Annotated in this window: 17 protein-coding genes; 6 read left to right on the plus strand and 11 right to left on the minus strand. The window is 73.5% G+C overall.

Going from position 1 to position 15,149, the window contains the following annotated elements:
• Positions 1 to 171: 171 nt before the first annotated feature.
• Positions 172 to 501 (minus strand): hypothetical protein, encoded by a 330-nt coding sequence (locus ACZ6N8_RS08700; protein ID WP_466008644.1) that lies wholly within the window; start codon positions 499 to 501, stop codon positions 172 to 174.
• 307 nt (positions 502 to 808) lie between these two features.
• Between ACZ6N8_RS08700 and ACZ6N8_RS08705 the strand changes: the two genes are divergently transcribed.
• Together ACZ6N8_RS08705 and ACZ6N8_RS08710 are read left to right on the plus strand one after the other, a co-directional pair.
• On the plus strand, positions 809 to 1,300 hold the full coding sequence (locus ACZ6N8_RS08705; protein ID WP_357990294.1) for a DUF3145 domain-containing protein: 492 nt from the start codon (positions 809 to 811) through the stop codon (positions 1,298 to 1,300).
• An 83-nt stretch (positions 1,301 to 1,383) separates the two neighbouring features.
• Positions 1,384 to 3,120 carry a glycoside hydrolase family 3 protein gene (locus ACZ6N8_RS08710; protein ID WP_466008646.1) on the plus strand — a complete coding sequence of 579 codons (1,737 nt, stop codon included), beginning with the start codon at positions 1,384 to 1,386 and terminating at the stop codon, positions 3,118 to 3,120.
• Positions 3,121 to 3,141: 21 nt separating this feature from the next.
• Here the strand turns inward: ACZ6N8_RS08710 and ACZ6N8_RS08715 are convergent, their stop codons facing one another.
• Positions 3,142 to 3,807, minus strand: coding sequence for a lipoprotein (locus tag ACZ6N8_RS08715; protein ID WP_466008648.1), 666 nt, complete (start codon positions 3,805 to 3,807; stop codon positions 3,142 to 3,144).
• Between the two features lie 137 nt (positions 3,808 to 3,944).
• Here ACZ6N8_RS08715 and ACZ6N8_RS08720 point away from each other — a divergent pair, with 137 nt between their 5' ends.
• Entirely contained in the window at positions 3,945 to 4,163 is a 219-nt protein-coding gene (locus tag ACZ6N8_RS08720; RefSeq protein ID WP_364362428.1) for a hypothetical protein, read from the plus strand.
• A gap of 52 nt (positions 4,164 to 4,215) precedes the next feature.
• Here ACZ6N8_RS08720 and fabF read toward each other — a convergent pair whose 3' ends face one another.
• The 7 genes from fabF to ACZ6N8_RS08755 form a co-directional block, all read right to left on the minus strand.
• Positions 4,216 to 5,442 (minus strand): beta-ketoacyl-ACP synthase II, encoded by a 1,227-nt coding sequence (gene fabF, locus ACZ6N8_RS08725; RefSeq protein ID WP_357990302.1) that lies wholly within the window; start codon positions 5,440 to 5,442, stop codon positions 4,216 to 4,218.
• Positions 5,443 to 5,444: 2 nt separating this feature from the next.
• Positions 5,445 to 5,684 carry an acyl carrier protein gene (locus ACZ6N8_RS08730; protein ID WP_053653162.1) on the minus strand — a complete coding sequence of 80 codons (240 nt, stop codon included), beginning with the start codon at positions 5,682 to 5,684 and terminating at the stop codon, positions 5,445 to 5,447.
• Between the two features lie 88 nt (positions 5,685 to 5,772).
• Positions 5,773 to 6,717 (minus strand): beta-ketoacyl-ACP synthase III, encoded by a 945-nt coding sequence (locus tag ACZ6N8_RS08735; protein ID WP_466008650.1) that lies wholly within the window; start codon positions 6,715 to 6,717, stop codon positions 5,773 to 5,775.
• Entirely contained in the window at positions 6,714 to 7,670 is a 957-nt protein-coding gene (locus ACZ6N8_RS08740) for an ACP S-malonyltransferase (protein WP_466008652.1), read from the minus strand. The genes ACZ6N8_RS08735 and ACZ6N8_RS08740 overlap by 4 nt, the downstream gene beginning before the upstream one ends.
• A gap of 78 nt (positions 7,671 to 7,748) precedes the next feature.
• The gene (locus tag ACZ6N8_RS08745) at positions 7,749 to 9,041 is read right to left on the minus strand and encodes a PucR family transcriptional regulator (protein ID WP_466009156.1); all 1,293 of its coding nucleotides are present in this window, start codon (positions 9,039 to 9,041) and stop codon (positions 7,749 to 7,751) included.
• A gap of 27 nt (positions 9,042 to 9,068) precedes the next feature.
• A complete protein-coding gene (locus ACZ6N8_RS08750; RefSeq protein WP_466008654.1) occupies positions 9,069 to 9,749 on the minus strand; it encodes a response regulator in 681 nt (226 codons plus the stop codon).
• Positions 9,746 to 10,939, minus strand: a complete 1,194-nt coding sequence (locus ACZ6N8_RS08755) for a sensor histidine kinase (RefSeq protein WP_466008656.1) — start codon at positions 10,937 to 10,939, stop codon at positions 9,746 to 9,748. Before ACZ6N8_RS08755 ends, ACZ6N8_RS08750 begins: the two co-directional genes overlap by 4 nt.
• A 214-nt stretch (positions 10,940 to 11,153) precedes the next feature.
• Between ACZ6N8_RS08755 and ACZ6N8_RS08760 the strand changes: the two genes are divergently transcribed.
• On the plus strand, positions 11,154 to 11,693 hold the full coding sequence (locus ACZ6N8_RS08760) for a hypothetical protein (RefSeq protein WP_466008658.1): 540 nt from the start codon (positions 11,154 to 11,156) through the stop codon (positions 11,691 to 11,693).
• A gap of 97 nt (positions 11,694 to 11,790) precedes the next feature.
• Positions 11,791 to 12,120 carry a hypothetical protein gene (locus ACZ6N8_RS08765; RefSeq protein WP_357990314.1) on the plus strand — a complete coding sequence of 110 codons (330 nt, stop codon included), beginning with the start codon at positions 11,791 to 11,793 and terminating at the stop codon, positions 12,118 to 12,120.
• Positions 12,121 to 12,170: 50 nt separating this feature from the next.
• On the opposite strand, the gene ACZ6N8_RS08770 is transcribed toward ACZ6N8_RS08765, so the two are convergent.
• On the minus strand, positions 12,171 to 12,821 hold the full coding sequence (locus tag ACZ6N8_RS08770) for a hypothetical protein (RefSeq protein WP_466008659.1): 651 nt from the start codon (positions 12,819 to 12,821) through the stop codon (positions 12,171 to 12,173).
• A 254-nt stretch (positions 12,822 to 13,075) separates the two neighbouring features.
• Here ACZ6N8_RS08770 and ACZ6N8_RS08775 point away from each other — a divergent pair, with 254 nt between their 5' ends.
• Positions 13,076 to 13,675, plus strand: a complete 600-nt coding sequence (locus ACZ6N8_RS08775; RefSeq protein WP_466008660.1) for a copper resistance CopC family protein — start codon at positions 13,076 to 13,078, stop codon at positions 13,673 to 13,675.
• A 46-nt stretch (positions 13,676 to 13,721) separates the two neighbouring features.
• On the opposite strand, the gene gltX is transcribed toward ACZ6N8_RS08775, so the two are convergent.
• The gene (gltX, locus tag ACZ6N8_RS08780; protein ID WP_466008662.1) at positions 13,722 to 15,131 is read right to left on the minus strand and encodes a glutamate--tRNA ligase; all 1,410 of its coding nucleotides are present in this window, start codon (positions 15,129 to 15,131) and stop codon (positions 13,722 to 13,724) included.
• Between the last annotated feature and the right edge of the window lie 18 nt (positions 15,132 to 15,149).

Below are 15,149 nucleotides of genomic sequence, written 5' to 3' on the forward strand. Positions count from 1 at the left end.
ACTGAACCGCTGCCGGCCTGAACCGCTGCCGGCCTGAACCGCTGCCGGCCTGAACCGCTGCCGGCCTGAACCGCTGCCGGCCTGAACCGCTGCCGGTCGCCGGTGCGGACGCGAAACCGCCCGCCGGGACATCCCGGCGGGCGGTTCGGCGGTGCTGTGGTGGGGGAGAGGTCAGCCCTCGAAGACGCCGGCCGCGACCAGGCGCTTCTCGGTGGCCTCCCAGCCGTCGTTCGGGTAGGCGGTGGCCAGGTTGTTGATCTCCGCCCGGATCTTGGCGGCGTGGCCGGCGGCGGCCAGCACCCGGATCTCCTCGACGAAGGCGTCGGAGTCGGTACGCAGGTGCGCGGTCTTGCCGTTGGTCAGGTTCCGCACGTAGGCGTGCTTGCCGCCGTTGAGCGGGATGAGGTACTTGAACTCGCCCAGCACGCTGAGGGCGCCACCCTGGCCAGCCTGGCCGGCCCGGACGGACGCGCGCGCGGTCTTAGAGGTGTTGCTCGCCACGGAGGTACTCCTTGCAAGACGTACGGGAGGACTGGACGTCCGGGGGCTGTGTGCGGACCACACTGACTCGGCCCGCGAGGGTGTAACGCGGCATAAGCCGCCGGTGGAACTGTACATGACCACGACATCAGGCTGGTCGTCGCGGTGTCCTGAGAGGCAACGGAGACCACCCGTCCGGCTATTCCACCCGGCGTTTTTTCCGATTCCCTGGCGCATCATCAGTCACAGGAGTCATCATGTGTTGCAGCAACCACTCGGGTGGACGAGGTCGTAGGGGAAGACGCACCTCGCTCTCCGGGAGGTCACCGTGCCAACGCGTGGCGTCGTATACGTCCACTCGACCCCGCTCGCCGTGTGCTCGCACGTCGAGTGGGCGATCGCGCGCGTCCTAGCCGCGCCGGTCAACCTGCAGTGGACGGCTCAGCCCGTCGATCCCGGCGCCCGCCGGGCCGAATGCGGGTGGACCGGTCGTCCGGGGACGGGCGCCGAGCTGGCTGCTGCCCTACGGCAGTGGCCCATGATCCGTTTCGAGGTCACCGAGGAGCCGAGTCCCGGCGCCGACGGTGAACGATTCATGTACGTGCCGGCCCGTGGTCTGTTCCGGGCCACCGTCGGCGCGGCAGGTGACATCCAGCTCGGCGAGGACCGGTTGCGGGCCCTGATGGCCGGCTCCCGTGCCCCGGAGGCGCTGGCGCACGCTCTGGACAAGGCGCTCGGCACCGCGTGGGACACCGACCTGGAGCCCTACCGGTACGCCGGGGACGGCGCGCCGGTGACCTTGCTCACCAGGGTCGGCTGACCAGGCCGTCACCCTGGCGCTCACCGGGGGCCACGACGCCGACCGGTAAGGTCAAGTTGCCCCGATAAGGGGGAACTGGTGGGATGGTCGGCGTGCCGATTCGCCCGCTACGCGCCAGCGTCGCCGTCGCCGCCCTGACCGCCCTGCTCGTCTCCGGCTGCTCGGGTACCCCGAAGGGCCCCGAGCCGACGCCCGGCCCGACCGGCACGCCCGCCGGCCCCAGCGCTCCCGCCACGACGCCGCCCGCCGACCCCGCCGCCCGTGCCGCCGCTCTGGCCGCCACCCTCTCCGACGAGGACCTGGTCGGCCAGGTGCTGATGCCGTACGCGTACGGCGACTCGGCGACGAAGGTCTCAGCCGGCTCGGCGGCCGGCAACCAGGCCCTCGCCGGTGTCGACACCCCCGCCCAGATGATCGCCAAGTACCGGCTGGGTGGGCTGATCCTGGTCGGGTTCAGCGCGGACGACCCGACCAAGGGCAACCAGGAGACCACGAACGTCGACAACCCGAAGCAGGTGCACGAGCTGACCACGGGGCTGCGCGCCGCCGCCGGCCGGCTCGCCACCGGGCCGGCGCCCTTCCTGGTCGGCACCGACCAGGAGTTCGGCGTGGTCACCCGCATCAGCGACGGCGTCACCGTGCTGCCCAGCGCCCTCGCGGCAGGCGCGGCAGGTGACCCGAAGCTCACCGAGGCCGCCTGGCGGGCCGCCGGCACCGAACTCGCCGCCATGGGGATCAACGTCGACTTCGCCCCGGTCGCCGACGTGCTGGCCACCCGCAGCGCAGTGATCGGCTCCCGGTCGTACGGGGCGGACCCGAAGCGTGCCGCGGCCCAGGTCGGCGGCGCCGTCCGGGGCCTCCAGGCCGGTGGCGTCGCGGCCACCCTCAAGCACTTCCCGGGCCACGGCCACAGCGCCGACGACTCGCACCAGGACCTGCCGGTGCTCACCCAGTCCGCGGCGGCGCTGAAGAGCGGCGCGTGGCCGCCGTTCACCGCAGGCATGGACGCCGGAGCGATGGCCGTCATGTCCGGGCACCTGGACGCGCGGGCAATCGACCCGGGCACCCCGGCGACCTTCTCGCACAAGCTGCTCACCGACGTGCTGCGCGGCCAGCTCGGATTCCAGGGCGTGGTGATCACCGACGGGATGAACATGGCTCCCGCGAAGCGCTGGGCGCCCGGCGAGGCCGCCGTGCGCGCGTTGAACGCCGGCAACGACCTCATCCTGATGACCCCGAACGTCGGCCAGGCGTACGACGGGCTGCTCGCCGCGCTGCGCGGCGGTTCGCTGCCCCGGGCCCGGCTCGTCGAGGCGGTCACCCGGGTCCTCACCATGAAGTTCCGGCTCGCGGAGGTGCCGGCCGCACCGATGTCCACGCTCAACGCCCCGGCGCACCGGTCGGCCGCGCAGGCGCTGGCCGCGGGCGCCGTCACCGTGCTGCGCGGCGCCTGCGGTGGCCCGGTACGCGGACCGGTGACAGTCACCTCGTCGGACGGCCGGGACGGCACCCGGGCGGCCCTCACCTCAGCGCTGACCGCGGCAGGCGTGGCGGTCAAGCCCAGCGGCGGCACGGTGGTCCACCTGGTGGGCTACGGCGACGGTGACGGTGACCTGCGCGCCGACGCCGCCGTCACGGTCGCCATGGACACCCCGTACGTGCTGGCCAAGGCGAAGTCGCCGACGCTGCTGGCCACGTACTCCTCCACCCGGGCGTCGATGACCGCACTGGCGGCGGTGCTGGCCGGCAAGGCCCGGCCGGGCGGCCGCTCTCCGGTGGCGGTGCCCGGCCTGCCCGCCACCACCTGCGTCAGCGACTGACCCGGCCCGCCCCGGACGGTCTCACGTCGTGGTCGCGAGGCCCCGCACCGCGAGCCGGTACGCCGGCAGGACGTCGTCCCGTCCGGTGACGAGGCCCTCGTTGACTGTGAAGACCAGGGTCTGCCCCGCTGACTGGACGGCCAGCGCCCAGGCTCGTGAGGTCTCCCCGGTCAGCTCGCTGGTGGTCAGCCAGCTGGCCTCGGTGGCGTCGAAGGCGCCGGCCCGGACGTCGCGGAACTGCTGAGCGCTGACGGTGTCGCCGGCACCGGCGGCGAAACCCTCGAGCACTGCGCGCGGCGCGAGCGTCGGCGAATCGGCCGTCCAGATCCGCAGGAACCCGCCGCCGGCACGCCGCCCGTCGACCTCGCAGCGCGCGGTGGTGCCGCCCTGTCTGGTGAGCGCCTCACCGACCAGTTCCGCCAACTCGCCCTCGGGGACCTTGACCGCCTCCGCCGTCCACCCGTCGGCCAGCGGAAACGAGACAGGCACCGGGCAGGGCGAGCCGGTACCGCCCGCGGTGCCGTTGGACGGGGCGGCGGCCACCTCGTCGTACCACGGCTCGCCGGTGGCCTGCGGGGCCGGCTGCCCGCTGGTCCGCCCGGCGGGAGCGCCGGCCTCCCCGCCGCAACCGACCAGCAGGCAGAGAGTGAGAGCGCCCAGCGTGGCGACGCGGGTACGAGTGTCCATGGTGGCGAGTCCCAGTTAGTCGATCTTCAGTGGGCCCATCAAAGCCGCACGGGACGGCGACGTCAATCGGGTACGCGGCCCGCGCCGGAGCCGAAATCGGGTCGCCCCGCCCCCGGTGGGTCTGACAGCCTTCGCGGATGGGCGTGGCAGAGGGATTCGGGTTCGTACACCGGGCGGACGGCGCGGTGGTGATCACCCATCACGGGCGGGTGGCCAGCACGCTGCGCGGCGCCCGGGCGGCGCAGTTCCTCGCCGAGGTCGACGACGACCCGCAGTTGGTGATGGCCCGCTGGACGGGCAACTACCGCCGGGGCAACGAGCGCGTCGCGCGGCAACACCCCCGCAACCGGGCGTGAAAACGCGCGACGGACCCCCTCCGGCGCGGAGGAGGCCCGTCGCGGGGCAGGCTCAGGGACGCGTGAACACGAGAGCCACGTTGTGCCCGCCGAAGCCGAACGCGTTGTTCAGCGCGGCGGGGATCTCCATGTGCCGGGCCTTGTGCGCGGCCACCTCGAGGGTGAGGCCGGGCTCCGGGTCATCCAGGTTGATCGTCGGAGGAACGACGCCGTCCCGGATGGCCAGGATGGTGGCGATCGACTCCAGCGCGCCGGCCGCACCGAGCAGGTGACCGGTCATCGACTTGGTGGCGGCGAGCACCGGGTGATCGCCGAGCGCCTTGTGCAGCGCGCCGATCTCCAGCATGTCACCGACCGGGGTCGAGGTGGCGTGCGCGTTGACGTGCACGATGTCCCGCTTGGCCACGTCCGCGTCCGCGATCGCCTTGGCGATGGCCCGGATGGCGCCCTCACCCTCGGCGTGCGGCTGCACGATGTCGTACGCGTCGGACGTGATGCCGGCGCCGGCCAGACGCGCGTACACCCGGGCGCCCCGGGCGGCGGCGTGGTCGGCCCGCTCCAGCACCACGACGCCCGCGCCCTCGCCGAGGACGAAGCCGTCGCGGCCGGTGTCCCACGGGCGGGAGGCGCGCTCCGGCTCGTCGTTGCGGGTCGACATGGCCCGCATCGAGCTGAACCCGGCGATCGGCAGCGGGTGGATGACCGCCTCGGTGCCGCCGGCCACCACCACGTCGGCGCGGCCGGCACGGATGATGTCCAGACCCAGCGCGATCGCCTCGGCACCTGTGGCGCAGGCGCTGGCCACCGTGTGCACGCCGGCCTTGGCGCCCAGCTCCAGCCCGACCCACGCGGCCGGACCGTTGGGCATGAGCATCGGGATGGTGTGCGGGGAGACCCGCCGCGGCCCGGACGCCTCCAGGATGTCGTCCTGGGCGAGCAGGGTGGTGGCACCGCCGATACCGGAGCCGACGCTCACCGCGAGGCGCTCCCCGTCGATGCCGGAGTCGGTCAGGCCGGCATCCGCCCAGGCCTGCTGGGCCGCGATGAGCGCGATCGCCTCGGAACGGTCCAGCCGGCGCAGCCGGACCCGGTCCAGCACCTCGGACGGCTCCACGGCCAGCTGGGCGGCGATCCGGACCGGCAGTTGCTCGGCCCACTCCTGGGTGAGCGCACTCACCCCGGAGCGGCCGGCGAGCATGGCGTCCCAGGTCGACGCGACGTCCCCGCCAAGCGGGGTCGTCGCGCCGAGCCCGGTGACGACGACGTCAGGACGACTCATGATCAGGACTGCGCCTCGATGTAGCTGACGGCGTCCCCGACGGTCTTCAGGTTCTGCACCTCGTTGTCCGGGATCTTGACGCCGAACTTCTCCTCGGCGGCCACGACGACCTCGACCATGGACAGCGAGTCGACATCGAGGTCGTCGGTGAAGGACTTCCCCTCGGCCACGTCGTCCGGGTTCACCCCGGCAACCTCTTCGAGGATCTCGGCGAGGCCGGTGGTGATCTCGTCACGGGTCATTGCGGTTGGTTCCTTTCATCGGGGGTTGTCCGACGGTCGGCGTCGCCGGCCGCCACTCCTGGGCGCGCGTTACGCGCCCGAGGGGATCTCAGGGACAGCGGACGACCTGACCGGCGTAGGTCAGACCGCCGCCGAAGCCGAACAGCAGCACCGGTGCGCCCGAGGGCACCTCCCGCCGCTCGACCAGCTTGGACAGGGCCAGCGGGACGCTCGCCGCCGAGGTGTTGCCCGACTCGACGATGTCCTTGGCGATGATCGCGTCGGGGATGTTGAGCCGCTTGGCGATGCCGTCGATGATCCGGGAGTTGGCCTGGTGCGGCACGAACGCGGCAAGCTCCGACGGGGCCACCCCGGCGCGCTCGCACGCCTGCAGGGCCAGCGGCGCCAGCGCGGTGGTGGCCCAGCGGAACACCGCCTGCCCCTCCTGCTGGATGTACGGGCGCCAGCCCTCGATGCGGACCGCGTCGCTCTTCTCCGGCACCGAACCCCAGACCACCGGACCGATGCCGGCCGGCTCGTCCTCGGCGCTCGCGGTCACCACCGCGGCACCGGCGCCGTCGGCGAAGATGATGCAGGTGGAGCGGTCGGTCCAGTCGGTGAAGTCGGAGAGCTTCTCCGCGCCGATGACTATCGCGTTGCGCGACGCGCCGGCCCGGACGGCGTGGTCGACGATGCCCAGCGCGTACGCGAAGCCCGAGCAGGCGGTGTTGACGTCGAACGCGCCCGGCGCGGTGATGCCCAGCTTCGCGGCGACCCGGCAGGCCACGTTGGGGCTGCGGTCGATCGAGGAGCAGGTGGCGACCACTACCAGGTCGATGTCGGCGGGGCTCAGGCCCGAGTTGGCGAGCGCCTTGCCGGCGGCGGCGGCGGCCATGTCGGCGACCGTCTCGCTGTCGGCGATCCGCCGGCTGACGATGCCGACCCGGTCCCGGATCCACTCGTCGTTGGTGTCGACGAGCTGGGCGATGTCGTCGTTGGTCACCACCCGCGAGGGCTGGTAGTGCCCCATCGAGACGATGCGACTGCCAGTCATGAGAGACCTCCGGTGAGGGCGGGCGATTGGCCGGGCGTGCCGTGTCGGGCGATCAGGTCGCGGGCGGCGGGCAGGTCGTCCGGGGTGTTCAGGGTGACGATCTCCGGGGCTCCGTTGCCCTTCAGCTCGCGCTTGACCAGCCCGGCGAGCGTGCCCGCCGGGGGAAGCTCGATCACCCCGGTCACCCCGAGGTCGGCCAGCGCGCGCATGCACAGGTCCCACCGGACCGGGGCGGTGACCTGGCGGACCAGGCGCCGCACCATCTCCTGGCCGTCCTCGACGGCGGTGCCGTCGAGGTTGGACAGCAGGATCCGTTCCGGGTCGGCGGGCGTGATCCCGGCGGCGACAGCGGCAAGCGCGGTCTCGGCCGGCGCCATGTACGGGGTGTGGAACGCGCCGGCCACCTGGAGCCGGATGACCCGGGCCTTCGCCGGCGGTTCGGCGGCGAGCTTGTCCAGCCCGTCGACCGAGCCGGCGGCGACGATCTGACCGGCCCCGTTGCGGTTGGCGGCGTGCAGTCCGTGCGCCGCGATGGCGGCGAGCACCTCGTCGGGGTCACCGCCGAGCACGGCCGCCATCCCGGTCGGCTCCAGCGCGCACGCCGCGGCCATCTCCCGGCCGCGTACGCCGGCGAGGGTGATCGCGGCGTCGGCGGTCAGCACTCCGGCCAGCGCCGCCGCGCCCAGCTCGCCGACGCTGTGGCCGGCGGTGAGTGTCACGTCGTGCAGCGGCAGGTGCTCGGCGGCGAGCAGCGCGGCGGCGACGAGCAGCGGCTGGGTGCGGGCGGTGTCCTTGATCTCGTCCGCGTCGGCGGTGGTGCCCAGGTGCGTCAGGTCGACCCCGGCCAGCGCGGACCACGAGCGCAGTCGCGCCTCGGTGCCGGTCAGGTCGAGCCAGGGGGTCAGGAAGCCGGGTTTCTGGGAACCCTGGCCGGGACTAAGTACGGCGAGCACGACTATGACTCTCCCGGATAAGCGCCGCCGACGCGGTGCCGGCCTCGACCAAACCACACTAGGACCGTTGGAGGTTTCCTACAAAGATCGTCGGGGGTCATCATCGGTTTGGGCGGTTTTCCGGTTGGTCGGGGTCATTGTCTGAGTCGGGACGGGCGGGGTCACCGGGACCGGATCCAGGCGGCCGACGGTCAGCGCCACCTGGAGCGCGAACGCGTCCCGGGGCGACAGCGGCGAGAAGCCCGTCACCTCGGCGATCCGGCGCAGCCGGTACCGCACCGTGTTCGGGTGCACGAACAGCGCCCGCGCGGCGCTCTCCAGCGTGCCACCGGCCGCCAGGAACGCGTCAAGGGTGCCCAGCAGTTCGCCTCCGGCGCGCACCAGCGTCGCGTACACGTCGTGCCGCAGCCGGCGGCGGGCCTCCGCGTCGCCGGCGAGGGCCCGCTCGGGCAGCAGGTCGGCGGCCGGCACCGGTCGGGGGGCGGTCGGCCACGCCGGCGCCGCCCGGAAACCGGACAGTGCGGCCCGCGCCGACTCCGTCGCCTCGTCCAGGCTCGGTACGGCCGGACCGACAACCACCGGACCGTCCCCGAACGCCTCCAGCAGGTTGGCCGTCGCCGCCAACGGGTCCGGTGCGCCGCCCAGCACGATCACCAGCCGGTCACCGTGCACCCCGCCGATCACCTCCACGCCGATCCGGCGGGCCTGGCGGTAGACCACGTGCAGCACGGCGGAGACCTCCCCGCCGGGGGAACGACCTACCGCCACGGCGACCGGTGGCGCGTCCGCCCAGCCCAGCGCGGCGGCCCGGCTGGCCAGCACGTCCGGCGAGTCGCCCCGCAGCAGCGCGTCGACGAGCAGGGCCTGCAACCGGGCGTCCCACGCGCCGCGCGACTCGGCGGCCCGCGCGTACACCCGCGCGGCGGCGAACGCGATCTCCCTGGAGAAGCGCAGCACCGCCTCGCGTAGTTGCTGCTCCTCGCCCTCGGCGGCCAGGTGTGACACCTGCTCCTCGACCACGTCGATGGTCACCTTGATCAACGCCACGGTCTGCTGGAGGGTGATCGACCGGGCCAGGGCCTGCGGGGCGGCGGCGAAGACCTCGTCGGAGACCTCCTGGGTGCTGTCCGCCGTGCCGCCGCCGTCCTGCAACCACTGCACGAGCGACCGGGCGCCCGCCTGAGCCACGAGCATCACCCAGGACCGCTGGTCGGCCGGCAGCGCGCGGAACCAGGGCAGGGTTTCGTCCATCCGGGCCACGCTCGCGGTGGCGAGGGCCCCCGCCGCGCGCTCGATCCGGCGCAGCGTGGCCGTCAGCTCTCCACCGCCGGACGTACCCACCGCCCTAGCCTGACACGCGCTGACCTGGATCTTCCGGTCGGGCCGGGGTGGGCGCGGTCACGGCGGCGCGGGCAGGCCCACCTCCTGGGCCAGGATCGCGGCCTGCACCCGGCTGCGCAGGTCCAACTTCGCCAGGATCCGGCTCACGTGTGTCTTGGTGGTGCTCTCCGCCATCGTCAGCCGCTCGGCGATCTGCTGGTTGGACAATCCCAGCCCCAGGCAGGCCAGGACGTCCCGTTCGCGTGGGGTGAGCGTGCCGAGCGCGGCGTGGGTGGCCGACGAGGCGCCAGGCGCGGTCGACGCGAAGGCAGCGATCAACCGGCGGGTCACGGCGGGCGCGATGAACCCGTCCCCGCGCGCCACGGTCCGCACCGCCTCGACCAGTCCGGCGGCGTCGGTGTGCTTGAGCAGGAAACCTGCCGCTCCGGCGCGCAGCGCGCCGAAGACGTACTCGTCCAGGTCGAAGGTGGTGAGCACCAGCACGTCGGCGAGCCCTTCGGCGACGATGGCGCGGGTCGCGGAGATCCCGTCCCGGCGCGGCATCCGGATGTCGAGCACCGCCACGTCCGGGCGCAGCTCCCGGCACAGCACGACCGCCTCGTCGCCGTCGGCGGCCTCGCCGACCACCTCGACGCCGGGAGCGCCGGCCAGGATGAGCGTCAGCCCGGCGCGGACCGCCGGCTGGTCGTCCGCCAGCACCACCCGCACCGCCGTCTCGACGTCGGCCGGCCCGCTCACCCGTCGACCCCGGTGGGCAGCGACGCGCGGACCTGCCAGCGGCCGTCCCGTGGCCCGGCGCTGAACCGCCCGGCGAGCAGCGTGGCGCGTTCCCGCATCCCGATCAGCCCGGCTCCGGCGCCGGGCAGTCCCGCCCCGCCCCGGCGCACCGGATTCTCCACAGTCACCACCACCTCCGCCGGCCGGTACGCGATGACCAGCTCCGCGTCGCCGGCGCCGTGCTTGAGCGCGTTGGTAAGCGACTCCTGCACGATCCGGTACGCGGCCAGGTCCACCCCCACCGGCAGCGGGCCCGGCGTGCCGTCGGTACGGACCCGTACCGCCAGGCCGGCGGCCCGGATCCCCTCCACCAGCCGGTCCGTCTCGGCGAGCCGCGCGGTGACCGTCTCGCCCAGCGCGCCGTCCGGTGGCCTGCCGCCGGTTCCCGGATCCCGCAGTACCTCGATCATCTGCCGCATCTCCGCCAGGCCCTGCACGCTGCTCTCCCGGATCACCCGCAACGCCGACTCGACCTGGCCGCGATCCAACCCGCGCACCGACAACGCGGCGGTCGCGTGGATGGCCACCGCGCTCAGGTGGTTGGCCACCACGTCGTGCAGCTCCCGCGCCATCCGGGCCCGTTCGGCGCTCACCGCCTGCCGGCGGTCCAGCTCGACCAGCCGGGCGGTCTGCTCGGCCCGGGCCCGCTCGGCGGCCGCCTGGTCGCGGTACTGCCGCACGCTGATCCCGGTCAGCACCGGCAGCAGTCCCGCGAGCACCACCGGAACGCCGACAGCCGCACCGCGCCACTGGCCGAACCCGAGCACGCCGGCCGCGACCCCGATGAGGCTCAGCGCCACGGTGATCCGCAGCAGCCACCGCCACAGCCGGGGTGGGCCGTACACGCAGGCGTCGTAGAGCACCTGCGTGTAGACCACGACGGTGCCCAGCGAGTTGCCAAGCGCCGTGTCCACCACGAGCGCCGCCGTCCCCACGGCCAGGCTGGTGCGCGGTGCGGCCCGACGGAGGCCGACTGCGACGCACACCGCCAGCAGGGGCACCAGGAAGAGGGCGGGCGGCACGTCCGGGTGCGGATTGATCTGCGGTTGCATGCCCAGGCCGTACAGCACCAGGCCACCGCCGAGCGACGCGCCGGCCAGCGTGAGGTCCCGGCCGGGTGTGCCGGAACCGAGCCACGATGGCAGTCGCATGCTCCGATCCCACCACAGCCGTCGGCCCGCGGGCTCCGACCGGGGGAGGACCTTGCCGGCCCCGGCATGCGCCGAAAGGGGTACGCGCATCCCGCGCCGGCCGCCGCACGCCACCGGCGGGTCCGTCGAAGGGTGGACCCGGATCTCCTCTCCCACGTCGAGGCCGACGCCTTCCTGGTCGGCGACGCTTGTGGTGAGACGGGGGGAGGTCGACGTGCTGGTCGCTGTGATCATCGGCTGCGAGATCGCGTTCTGGGTGGTGCTCGCCGCCGGGCTGGTGGCCCGCTATCCGCTGCGGCGGCCCCGGCTGGGGGCGGCGCTGCTGGTCTGCGTACCGCTGGTGGACCTCGCCCTGCTCGCCGCGTCGGTGCTCGACCTGCGCCGAGGCGCGACCGCCGGTGTCAGCCACGGTCTCGCCGCCGCCTACCTCGGTTTCTCGGTGGCCTTCGGGCACTCGATGGTGCGCTGGGCCGACCAGCGCTTCGCCCACCGGTTCGCCGGTGGACCACCGCCGGTCCGGCCGCCCCGCCACGGCTGGGCGCGTACCCGTCACGAGTGGCGGGAGTGGGCCAAGGCGCTGCTCGGCTGGGCCGTCGCGTGCGCCCTGCTCGGCGCCGCGATCCTCTGGGTCAACGACGCGGACCGCACCCGCGAGCTGGTGGGCTGGATCCACAAGCTCACCGTCGCCATCGTGATCTGGCTTGTCGCGTTCCCGGTCTGGGAGACGATCTTCCCGCGCCGTCCGAAGCACTGACCGCGGGGTACGCCGTGCAGGCCCGTCGGCCCCGGCCAGTACGGTGGCAGGGCACGGGGGAGCACCCGCGGGTGAGTGTGAGCGTGAGGAGACCGGGATGGCGCACGGGGAGGCCGAACACGGCTGCGCCCAGGGCGAGCCCTGCCGGCCGGGGCACCATGACCCTCAGTCGGCCGCCAAGCACCGCCGGCCCGTGGGCGGTACGCCGTCGCACCCGGTCGAGCCGCTCGCCGGCCGCCCCGACGACGAGGCCATGCTCCCGCGTCAGCGCTCCGCCGAGCCCGCGCCCCTGGCCGAGTCGGAGTCGGACGTCCCGCCCGGTTGCCTCAGTGAACGTCCCGGGTGGGCCGGGGCCCACCGGCACGGTCCGGTGCGGCCCCGTCAGCGGGCCACCCGCCGGGAGCGCCCGCCGCGCCGCTGGTGCTGACCCGGGGCCGCCCGGCGGGTGACGTGCTCCGACCCGCCGGTCGGCTCAGCTCAGCGGGTGCGGCGGCGGATCAGCAGCGCGATCCCGGCGAGGCCGATCGTGATGGTCAGCATCACCGCGACGTTGAGCAGCAGCAGGTGCTGCAACTCGCCTAGTGCCTCGTCGAGGTCCTTGGCCGGATCGAGAGTGTCCTCCGGAAGGACCCGCTCGCCGCCGCCCACACCACCGCTGACGGTGTCGAACTGCCGCTCCAACGGCACCCCGGCGGCGCGCAGCGTCTCGGACATGCTGAGCCGGCCGAGGAACCAGCCGGCGCTCGTCTTGTGCCCGTCCGGCTGCTTCGCGGGCCGGAAGATTCGGGGACCGCCGGCCGCCTCGGGGTAGAGGTCGTACGTCTGCTTCGGGGTGTCCCCGACGAGCACCACGACCGTGTACTTCGGACCGAGGTTGGCCGCCTTCGGCCCGGTCGGAGCGCCGGTGCGGCCGAGGAAGTTGACCTGGTCGATGACCGCGACCACGAGGTCGGGTTGTGTGTCCGCGCGCAGCCGCAGCGGCTCGGGCAGATCCGTGCCGGCGATGTCCACCCCGGCGGGCGCCGGAGCCGATGCCGCGGCGGCCGGACCGGCGGTGCCGAGCGACAGCAGCGCCGCCGCCAACGTGCCCGCCAGCACGGTGGCCCACCGCCTCATCTGTCGGACCATCCCGCCTCCTCGCCCCGTTCGATGGATGGCTTTCGTCGCGACGTCCGGATCGGTCGGCCGGTGACGGCACCGACCGGTTGGCCGGGCCCACCCTCACAGACTTGCAGAACGTCGATGGCGTGCAGCTTGTGGAACAAGTAATTGGAACTATCTGCGATCTCTGCTCGACTAATGAGGAGCGGTTTGATCAGCGGGCGGATCGTACCCTTACGGAGGGGTTCATGGGGGGCAGGGTTACACGTTTGGGACGGGTCGTGCCAGTGGTCTTCGGCGTGGCGTTCGGTGTGTCGTTGTTGGCCCCGGCCACGCCTGCCGCCGCCCACAACGAGCTGACCGGCAGCGACCCGCGCGACGGCGCTCGGGTGGCGACGGCACCCGCCCGGATCGAGCTGCGGTTCTTGGCCAGGCCGTCGCCGACTACGACGAAGATCACAGTAACCGGACCGGACAATGTGGTCGCTGGCGGGCAGCCGACGTTCGACGGCAGCCGGGTACGGGTGCCGTTCAAGCCAGCCGCCGCGGGGCTCTACACCGTCGGCTACCAGCTCGCCTCCGCCGACGGGCACCCGGTCCGGGGCGAGGTGCGGTTCACCCTCACCACCGGCACCGCCGCCGACCCGTCCGCGACGCCGTCGTCCGCCGGCCAGCCGAGCCCTGCCGGATCACCCCCGGCGGCGAACCCCTCCGCCGGGCCGGCGTCGGCCGCACCCGCCAGCCCGACGCCATCCACGACCCCGGTGGCGGGGGAGCAGTCCGACTCGGGCGCACGCCCGTGGCTCTGGGCGCTGGGCGGCCTCGTGGTGCTCGCCGCACTGACGGCAGCCCTGATCCTCCGCCGCCGCCAACCCCGCTGAGCCCGCCCCGCCCGCCCTCCGTCGCGCCGGGCCGGGCCGGGCCGGGTCAGACCAGGCGGAGGCGGGCGGCGCGGATTCGGGTCAGGGTGCGCTCGCGGCCGAGCACCTCGAGCGACTCGAACAGCGGGAGGCCCACGGTGCGGCCGGTGACCGCGACCCGGACCGGCGCCTGCGTCTTGCCGAGCTTGAGGCCGCGCGCGGTGCCGACCGCCTCCAGCGTCGACTTCAGCGACTCGGCGTCCCAGGACTCCAGCGCCTCGAAGGCCGCGACTGCCTCGTCCAGCAGCTCCGCCGAGCCGTCCTTCATCGTCTTGGTCCAGGCTGCCTCGTCGATCAGCGGCGAGGCCAGGAAGAGGAAGTCGACGTTCGGCACGATCTCGCTGAGCACCGCGATCCGGGTCTGGGCCAGCGGCGCGACGGCGGCGAACGCGTCGGCGTCGTACTCCTCGGGCTGCCACGGCGGCGGCGCGATGGTGCCGGTGCCGGTCAGCCACGGCTGGCAGGCGTCGATGAACTCGGGCACCGGCAGCGCGCGGATGTACTCGCCGTTGAACGCGCGCAGCTTCTTCTCGTCGAAGAACGCCGGGGAGGGGTTGACGTCCTCCAGCCGGAACTCCTCCTCGATGACCGACCAGGGGACGATCTCCCGGTCGCCGGAGGGCGCCCAGCCGAGCAACATGAGGTAGTTGCGCATCGCGCCGGAGAGGTAGCCCTCCTCCCGGTACGCCTCCAGGGCCACCTTGTCGCGGCGCTTGGAGAGCTTCTGCCGCTTCTCGTTGACCACCACCGGCACGTGCGCCCAGACCGGCGGCTTGACCCCGAGGGCGTCCCAGAGCAGCTGCTGCTTGGGAGTGTTTGGCAGGTGCTCCTCGGCCCGGATCACGTGCGTGATCCCCATGGTCATGTCGTCGACGACGTTCGCCAGCAGGAAGACCGGCGAGCCGTCGCCCCGGGCGATGACGAAGTCCTCGATGAGCTTGTTCTCGAAGGTGGGCTCGCCGCGGATCAGGTCCACCACGACGGTCAGGCCCTCGTCGGGCGTACGGAAGCGCAGCGCGCGACCCTCGCCCGGGCCGAGGCCGAGATCGCGGTGGTAGCCGTCGTAGCCCTGGTACTGCGAGCCGGTGCGGGCCTGGACGTCCTCGCGGGTGCAGTCGCAGTAGTAGGCGCGGCCCGACTCGTAGAGCCGGGCGGCGGCGGCGCGGTGCTCGCCGGCGTTCTCCGACTGGAAGTGCGGGCCCTCGTAGCTGCCCCGGGAGATGCCGATCCAGTCCAGCGCGGAGAGGATGCCCTCGGTCCACTCGGGCTTGTTGCGCGCCGCGTCGGTGTCCTCGATGCGCAGCACGAACACGCCGCCCTGCTGCTTGGCGTAGATCCAGTTCTGCAGCGCCGAGCGGGCGCCGCCGACGTGGAACATACCGGTCGGGGACGGGGCGAAGCGCACACGTACTGTCACGTCCCCCAGCCTACGGCG

The organism is Micromonospora sp. NPDC047521, from assembly GCF_055587305.1.